This window comes from Streptomyces sp. M2CJ-2 (genome assembly GCF_016757295.1).
Taxonomy (GTDB): domain Bacteria; phylum Actinomycetota; class Actinomycetes; order Streptomycetales; family Streptomycetaceae; genus Streptomyces.
The window spans coordinates 259,134-267,240 of the sequence record NZ_JAESIF010000003.1 but is presented as its reverse complement, the minus strand read 5'-3'; the positions used below and the strand labels follow the sequence as shown (position 1 = coordinate 267,240).

Below are 8,107 nucleotides of genomic sequence, written 5' to 3'. Positions count from 1 at the left end.
GGTGACCGTGCGGTCGACGAGCGAGCCGGGACGGCGGAGCGTCCGCGACCGGCGCCCCGGGACCCGCGCCCCGCGCTGCCGCCCGCCGCCGCCCTCAGGCTCACGATGCTGCCCGCCGACGGCCCCGGCACCTCCGGCAGCAACGGCTGGGGCACGGCACCGGACCTGATGGAGCTGCTGCCCCAGTGGCTGGCGGCGGCGAACGCCCACGGCTTCGCGGCGCCCGCCCCGGCGCTGCCCGCGCTGCTCGACGCCGCGCGGGGGCGTACGGACCTGCGGCCGGCGGCCCTGCGGTTCGCGGGGCCGCGCGCTCTGTGGCTGGCCCGCCTCAACCCGGACTGGCGGTTCGCCCTGCGCTCGGCGCCGGGAGGTGGCATGTCACTGCCGGGGGCCATGAACGCCGTGCACCCCGAAGACCCCGAAGCCCCCGAGGATCCCGAGGCCCCCGAGAACAAGGAGTCGTCCCTGCGGCTCTGGCAGGAGGGCCTCTTCGCGGAACGGGTCGCCCTGCTCGCCGCCCTCCGTTCCCGCCGGCCCGCCGCCGCACGCGAACTCCTCGCGACGACCTGGGCGACGGAGCGGGCCGAGGACCGGCTGATGTTCCTCGACTCGTTGCGCACCCGTCTCGCCCCGGACGACGAGCCGTTCCTGGAACTGGCGCTCGCCGACCGCAGCCGCAACGTACGGGCGACGGCCGCCGAGCTGCTGTCGGCGCTGCCCGGTTCGGCCCTCGCGGAGCGTATGGCGGTCCGGGCCGGGGTGTGCGTGGCCGTGGACCACACCCGGGACACGCCCACCCTCACCGTGGAGGCGCCGCACGAGTGCGACGCGGACATGGAGCGCGACGGTGTGACGGCCAAGGCTCCCGCGGGCCGGGGCGAACGGTCGTGGTGGCTGGGGCAGCTGGTGGAGGCGGCCCCCCTGGGCACCTGGTCGCGGCGACTCGGCGGACGTTCCCCCCGGCAGATCGTCGCCCTCCCCGTGGCGGACGACTGGCGGAGCGAACTGCACGCGGCATGGTGCCGCGCGGCGGTGCGCCAACGGGACGCGGAGTGGTCGCGGGCCCTGCTCGGCGAGCCCGCCGCGGTGGAGGCGGGCGGCCCCGGAGCGGTGTCCCTGGCCGAACGGTCCAAGCTGCTCGGCATGCTGGACGCGGCCGAACGGGCCGAGTGGGTGGCGGGGTTCATCGAGACACACGGACTGCCGGACGCGTTCCAGCTGCTCGGCGTGTGCGCAGTGCCGTGGGCACCACCGCTCGGCCGGGCCGTGGTGGACGCGCTCGACATCGCCCGGGACGCGGGGAGTTACCCCTGGAGTTTCAGCGGTGTCATGGGCCTGGCCGAGCGCTGCCTCGATCCTTCGGAGGCAGGCCACCTCGATGCGCTCCTGGCCGTACCGGACGAGCCGGAGGACGCCTCGCCGGGCTCCGGGGGCTACTGGTCGGAGGCGTTCCAGCGACTGGTCACCACGCTGCGGCTGCGCGCCGTGATGCTGGCGGAGCTGACCCCGGCGCCATCCGGCCGCTCCTGACTCCCCGACTCCCCGACTTCCTGATTTCCTGATTTCCCCACCACGACCACCGCGACCACCGCGCGCCGCCCCCGCGGATGAACGCGGGGACGGCCGCGCCGACCGTGGCAGGTGCGGCCGCGCGGCCCGCATCGGAGCCGGAGCCCGCACCGTCGGTTCCGAACCGGGGTCCGCGCGGTCGACGGGAACCTCCCGGGCCGGGGTCTACGCCTCCGCGGGTTGCCGCACGGTCGCGCGCACCCAGTCCACGATCGACGCCGTCGTCGCCCCCGGGGTGAAGATCTCCGCGACGCCCTTCTCCTTCAGCGGAGCGATGTCCGCTTCGGGGATGATCCCCCCGCCGAAGACCAGGATGTCCGCCGCGTCCCGTTCCTTGAGCAGTTCGATCACCGCCGCGAAGAGCGTGTTGTGCGCGCCGGAGAGGATGGACAGACCGATCGCGTCGGCGTCCTCCTGGATCGCGGTGTCGACGACTTGCTCGGGAGTCTGGTGGAGCCCGGTGTAGATGACTTCCATACCGGCGTCGCGCAGGGCACGCGCGATCACCTTGGCCCCACGATCGTGGCCGTCGAGCCCCGGCTTGGCCACCACCACGCGGATCGGACCGGCTGCCACACCCATTACTGCCTCCTGAAGCGACTACATCCATCCGTACCGAGAAATACCGCACATGCGAGCCATGCCGCACCCGTCACGTGCCGCATGCCTCCGCCGCCCACCGAATACGCCGCCAAGGTACAGACGCCCGGCCCGCACCGGACCGGAGAAGTGAGTGAACGGACGTTATCCCCAGCATCCCGCAACCGGCAGTTTCACGGTGCGGACCGAGGGGGAAATCACACAGAGGGACATGTTCACCGCGCACCGTCCCGGTGCCTCACGAGCCGGGCTCCGCTGCCCGTGCGGCACACGGACAACAGTGGGAACATGCGTATAAGGGATTCGTGACGAGGTCGTCCCACCGCCGCGACCGGCCAAAGCTCCTGACGGGCGCGGCGTCGACCGCTTTTCGTGGCGAACCCCATGAGGGCACATGGGGGACAGCGCTGTCCTTCGCGTGCCGACAGGAGGTCGGCCATGAAGGTCACGGAGGCAGTACTCCCCTTTCTGCCGCTCTGCCGGCGCCTGGTGCCGAGCCGGCTGGCAGGTCTCTCCACCGCCCTGCTGAAGGCCACCGCCCTGGAGCTCGCCATCCTGGTGGGCCACATGCTCCTCTATCCCGCCGGCATCGTGCAGGAGCGGCGGGACGCGGCGTCCGAGCTTCCCCCGCCGGACGGCACCGCGAAGCTGCCGGTGGAGTGCCGGCCCCCGGTCGTGCTGCTGCACGGCTTCATCGACAACCGCTCGGTGTTCCTGCTGTTGCGCCGCAGTCTCGCCCAGCACGGCAGGCAACAGGTCGAGTCGCTCAACTACTCTCCGCTGACCTGCGACATCCGCGTCGCGGCCGAACTGCTGGGCCGGCACATAGAGGAAGTGTGCGAGCGCACCGGCAGCAGCCGCGTCGACATCGTCGGGCACAGCCTCGGAGGGCTGATCGCGCGGTACTACGCGCAGCGCCTGGGCGGTGACGCCCGCGTACGGACCCTCGTCACGCTCGGCACCCCGCATTCCGGCACGCGCGTCGCGCCGCTGGCCAACGCGCACCCCATCGTGCGCCAGATGCGTCCCGGTTCACCGGTGGTCGAGGAGCTCTCCCGCCCCGCGCCCGGCTGCCGCACCCGCTTCGTCGCCTTCTGGAGCGACCTCGACCACATCATGGACCCGCTGGAATCGGCCTGCATCGAGCACCAGGACCTGATCGCGCAGAACGTACGGGTGGGCGGCGTCGGCCACCTCGCCCTGCCCGTGCACCCCGCCGTGGCGACCGGCATACGGGAGGCCCTGGACTCGGCACACCCCGGAGAGCCGTCCACCGGCCACGCGGGCGGCCTGACGGTGGCGTGACGGAAAGCGGGCGACACGCCCGGAGCGCACACTCCTCGACAACCGCGACGACATCTCCTACCCACCCGAACAACAGCCGTCCCGTCCGGCTGACTTGGCGACGTGGACGCGTACAGATCTCGAACGGCTTTCGAACACAAAGCCAAGACCGTGAATACCCGCCGCCAAAACGCAACCGAATGCCCGTTTCCTGCGCGCGCGAAACCTGCGGAAGATTGTCGCGCCCGCGTACCGCCGGGTACAGTCGCCGCACTGCTCTGCCAGCCCCTGTTGTCGAGGCGAAAGAGAAGTTGGTGAACGACCGTCACCCGTCGGGGACAATGGCCCCGCCCCCGGCTTCCGACGCCGTCTCGGCGCACTACGCGTCCTACGGCACCCAGGAAGTCCAGTACGGCGACTTCACCACGCACAGCGGCTACGACACCAGCGGTTTCGACCCCACGGGCTTCGGAACCGGCACCCCGGCCACCGCCGCCTCCACCACCGACCCCCTCTTCGGCAACCTCTCGGAGAGCGGTCACGACCCGGCTTCGTACGCCACCGGGGACTGGTCCGCGGGCGGCTACGACACCACGTACTACGACGCGTACCCGCCGGCTCAGCAGCAGGCCGCCTACGACACGGGCGGCTACGACGCGACCGCCTGGGCCACCGGGCAGCAGCAGCAGCTGCCGACGGTCCCGCCGCAGGCCACGGCACCCGACGCGAGCGGCCAGTGGGACGCCGGCGCCTGGCTCCAGCCCGACCAGGCCCAGAGCACCGCCGATCCGACCCAGCAGTGGCACTGGGGCACCCAGACCTTCGACACCGGCGCCTACGACGCCACGCAGTGGAACTCCGACGGCAACACGGCCCCACAGGTCTCCGAGTCCCACGAGGCCCCCGCCTACGAGCATCAGGCCGTACCGTTCGACCAGCAGCCCACCGCCACGTTCGAGCAGCACCCGGACCTGTGGTCCTCCGCCGTCGCCTCCTCCCCGGCCTTCGATTCCCAGGAACCCGATCAGGATCTCCACGAGGTCCGCCACGAGGATTCCTACGATTCCGCGCACGACACACCGGACGGTGCCGGTGAGCCGTCCACGGTGGCCCCGCTGCTCGACGAGCAGGAGGAGCCCACCCCGTTGCCCGCGCCGCGCGCGGCGTCACACGGCGGGTCCCGTTCCCGCCGCCGCACGCCCGCCAAGCGCTCCGCGCTGCTGACGGTGGCCGTGCCCTCGGCGTGTGTGATGGGTGTCGCCGGCATCGCGGCGGCCTCGGTCGGCGATCTGGCCGAGGACGGCGGCGGCCCGGAGACCAGGACGACCGCGGCGGACCCGCCGCCGGTGCAGCCCGCCACCGTCAACAACGAACTCAACACCCAGCTCGAGAGCCTCTCCGCCGGGGCCAACGACTTCGCCGACCGGGCCAGCCGCACCCAGGAACGCATCGACCTGAAGGCCCAGCAGGAGGCCGACCGCAAGGCGGCCGCGGAGGAAGCGGCCCGCAAGGAGCGGCTGCGCCCGAAGTTCGCGCTTCCCGTCGCGCAGAAAGGCCTCAGCGCCTACTACGGCCAGTCCGGCATCAACTGGATGTCCGTGCACAGCGGAATCGACTTCCCCGTCTCGTACGGCGCGCCGGTGATGGCCGCGACCGACGGCACGGTCCGCACCCAGTACAACAGCGCCTACGGCAACATGATGATCGTGACCGCGATGGACGGCACGGAGACGTGGTACTGCCATCTCTCCAGCTACCAGGTCCCCTCCGGTACTGCGGTGAAGGCCGGCCAGCCGATCGCGTTCTCCGGGAACTCGGGCAACTCCACCGGTCCGCACCTCCACTTCGAGGTCCGCCCGGGCGGCGGCTCGGCGATCGATCCGCTGGCGTGGTTCCGCAGCCACGGCCTCGACCCGACGTAGACCGCCCCCGCCGCCCGGCGACAGCGAGGGCTCACCGCCCGGCGCCGGATGCCGGGGCGCTCCCGGCTCCCGGCTCCCGGCTCCCGGCTCCCGGCTCCCGGCTCCCGGCTCCCGGCTCCCGGCTCCCGGCTCCCGGCTACAGCTTCTCGACCGGCGCGTACCGCAGCAGCAGCCGCTTCGGCTTGGTGTCCCCGAAGTCGATCGTCGCCTCGGCGTTGCCGCCCGCGCCCTTCACCGCGACGACGGTGCCGAGCCCGAACTGGTCGTGCGTGACACGGTCCCCGACCGCCAGCGACACCACCGGCTTCTCGGCGGCCCGGCGCGTGGCGAAGCCGGACGCGCCCGACGCCGCCGAGCGGGAGCGGGACGACGACAGCGAGGCCGCCACCCCGGACACCGGTCCGGAGGACACCGGGGAGCTCGCCCCCGTCCGCTTCCACTCCAGATGGGCGGCCGGGATCTCCTCCAGGAAACGCGAGGGCGGGTTGTACGAGGGCTGCCCCCAGGCGCTGCGCAGCGTCGACCGGGTGAGGTACAGCCGCTCACGCGCGCGCGTGATGCCGACGTACGCCAGGCGCCGCTCCTCCTCCAGCTCCTTGGTCTCCCCCAGGGCGCGCATGTGCGGGAAGACGCCGTCCTCCATGCCGGTCAGGAAGACGACGGGGAACTCCAGGCCCTTGGCGGTGTGCAGGGTCATCAGGGTGATGACGCCGGAGCCGTCCTCGTCCTCGTCGGGGATCTGGTCGGAGTCGGCGACCAGGGCGACCTGCTCCAGGAAGTCGGACAGCGCGACCGACTCGCCCTCGCCCCGCTCCTGCTCGAACTCCAGGGCGACGGCGGCGAGTTCCTGGAGGTTCTCGATCCGGGTCTCGTCCTGCGGGTCGGTGGAGGCCTGCAACTCGGCGAGGTAGCCGGTGCGTTCGAGGACCGCCTCCAGGACCGTCGCCGGGCCCGCGCCGGACTCGACGATCGTACGGAGGTCCTCCATCAGCGTGTTGAACCGCTTCACCGCGTTGGTGGAGCGCGCGGCCATGCCGTACGCCTCGTCGACGCGCTTCAGCGCCTGCGGGAAACTGATCTTCTCGCGCTGGGAGAGCGCGTCGATCATGGCCTCCGCGCGGTCGCCGATGCCCCGCTTGGGGACGTTGAGGATGCGGCGCAGCGGCACCGAGTCCTCGGGGTTGGCGAGCACCCGCAGGTAGGCCAGGACGTCCCGGACCTCCTTGCGCTCGTAGAAGCGGACGCCTCCGACGACCTTGTAGGGCAGGCCGACCCGGATGAAGATCTCCTCGAAGACACGGGACTGGGCGTTGGTGCGGTAGAAGACGGCGACGTCCCCGGCCTTGGCCTCGCCCGCGTCCGTGAGGCGGTCTATCTCGTCGGAGACGAACTGGGCCTCGTCGTGCTCGGTGTCGGCGACGTATCCGGTGATCTGCGCGCCGGTGCCCGCGTTGGTCCACAGGTTCTTGGGGCGGCGGGACTCGTTGCGCTCGATGACGGCGTTGGCAGCGCTGAGGATCGTCTGCGTGGAGCGGTAGTTCTGCTCGAGCAGGATCGTCGTCGCGCTCGGGTAGTCCTCCTCGAACTGGAGGATGTTGCGGATCGTCGCGCCGCGGAAGGCGTAGATCGACTGGTCGGCGTCGCCCACCACGCACAGTTCGGCGGGCGGCAGCTCGTGCGCGCCCGGCTGTACGTCGGCGGGGTGCTCGGAGCTGCCGACCAGCTCGCGCACGAGCGCGTACTGGGCGTGGTTGGTGTCCTGGTACTCGTCCACCAGGACGTGCCGGAAACGGCGGCGGTAGTGCTCGGCGACGTCCGGGAAGGCGCGCAGCAGGTTGACCGTCGTCATGATCAGGTCGTCGAAGTCGAGCGCGTTGGCCTCGCGCAGCCGCGACTGGTAGAGCGCGTAGGCCTGGGCGAGGGTCTTCTCGAAGCCGTCGGCGGCCTGCGCGGCGAAGTCCTCCTCGTCGATCAGCTCGTTCTTCAGATTGCTGATCTTGGCGCTGAAGGACTTGGGCGGATAGCGCTTCGGGTCGAGGTCCAGGTCACGGCAGACCAGGGCCATCAGGCGCTTGGAGTCGGCGGCGTCGTAGATGGAGAACGACGACGTGAAGCCGAGCTTCTTGCTCTCGCGGCGCAGGATGCGCACACAGGCGCTGTGGAACGTCATGACCCACATCGCGTGCGCGCGCGGGCCGACGAGCTGCTCGACCCGCTCCTTCATCTCGCCGGCGGCCTTGTTGGTGAAGGTGATCGCGAGGATCTGGCCCGGGTGGACGCCCCGCGCGGCGAGCAGGTGCGCGATGCGGTGCGTGAGCACCCGGGTCTTGCCGGAGCCGGCGCCGGCCACGATGAGCAGCGGGGAGCCGGAGTGCGTGACGGCGGCGCGCTGGTTCTCGTTCAGCCCCTCCAGGAGGGCGGCGGGGTCCAGCACCGGGCGCGGGGCGCCGTCGCGGTAGTGGGTGTCCCGGTCCGGCGGCACGTCGAACTTCCCGCCGAACAGATCGTCCGGAACCTCCTCCGGCGCATGATCGTCCTCGGGCGGCGGCGGGGGCTCCTCCGCGGGGCCCCGCTGGGCCTGGAGGTCCGCCAGGAAGCTGTCGTCAAAGAGGCTGCTCATCGCTCTCCGAGTCTAGGCCGCCCCACCGACAAGCCGCGGCCACCCCGAGAACATCACCCCGCACATCGCCCCCACCCTCCAGCACCGCGGTCTCACTCTGCGTGACGTGACG

At 71.7% G+C, this 8,107-nt stretch carries 5 protein-coding genes; 3 read left to right on the top strand and 2 right to left on the bottom strand.

Annotated elements, in window-relative coordinates; translation table 11 throughout:
• A partial coding sequence (locus JL475_RS05590) for a DUF5691 domain-containing protein (RefSeq protein ID WP_202275929.1) occupies positions 1-1,530 on the top strand: 1,530 nt, incomplete at its 5' end.
• A gap of 204 nt (positions 1,531-1,734) precedes the next feature.
• Here JL475_RS05590 and JL475_RS05585 read toward each other — a convergent pair.
• Positions 1,735-2,151, bottom strand: a complete 417-nt coding sequence (locus JL475_RS05585; protein ID WP_202275927.1) for a cobalamin B12-binding domain-containing protein — start codon at positions 2,149-2,151, stop codon at positions 1,735-1,737.
• 456 nt (positions 2,152-2,607) lie between these two features.
• On the opposite strand from JL475_RS05585, the gene JL475_RS05580 reads away from it, so the two are divergent.
• Positions 2,608-3,474 (top strand): triacylglycerol lipase, encoded by an 867-nt coding sequence (locus JL475_RS05580; protein WP_202275925.1) that lies wholly within the window; start codon positions 2,608-2,610, stop codon positions 3,472-3,474.
• A 179-nt stretch (positions 3,475-3,653) separates the two neighbouring features.
• The gene (locus JL475_RS05575; RefSeq protein ID WP_202275923.1) at positions 3,654-5,375 is read left to right on the top strand and encodes a M23 family metallopeptidase; all 1,722 of its coding nucleotides are present in this window, start codon (positions 3,654-3,656) and stop codon (positions 5,373-5,375) included.
• A 136-nt stretch (positions 5,376-5,511) separates the two neighbouring features.
• Here the strand turns inward: JL475_RS05575 and pcrA are convergent, their stop codons facing one another.
• Entirely contained in the window at positions 5,512-7,995 is a 2,484-nt protein-coding gene (gene pcrA / locus JL475_RS05570) for a DNA helicase PcrA (RefSeq protein WP_202275921.1), read from the bottom strand.
• Positions 7,996-8,107 lie beyond the last annotated feature (112 nt).

What these genes read in the sequence shown, in the direction of transcription:
- pcrA (WP_202275921.1), bottom strand. Translation starts at nt 7,995, where the DNA reads ATGAGCAGCCTCTTTGACGACAGCTTCCTGGCGGACCTCCAGGCCCAG.
- JL475_RS05580 (WP_202275925.1), top strand. Translation starts at nt 2,608, where the DNA reads ATGAAGGTCACGGAGGCAGTACTCCCCTTTCTGCCGCTCTGCCGGCGC.
- JL475_RS05585 (WP_202275927.1), bottom strand. Translation starts at nt 2,151, where the DNA reads ATGGGTGTGGCAGCCGGTCCGATCCGCGTGGTGGTGGCCAAGCCGGGG.
- JL475_RS05575 (WP_202275923.1), top strand. Translation starts at nt 3,654, where the DNA reads ATGCCCGTTTCCTGCGCGCGCGAAACCTGCGGAAGATTGTCGCGCCCG.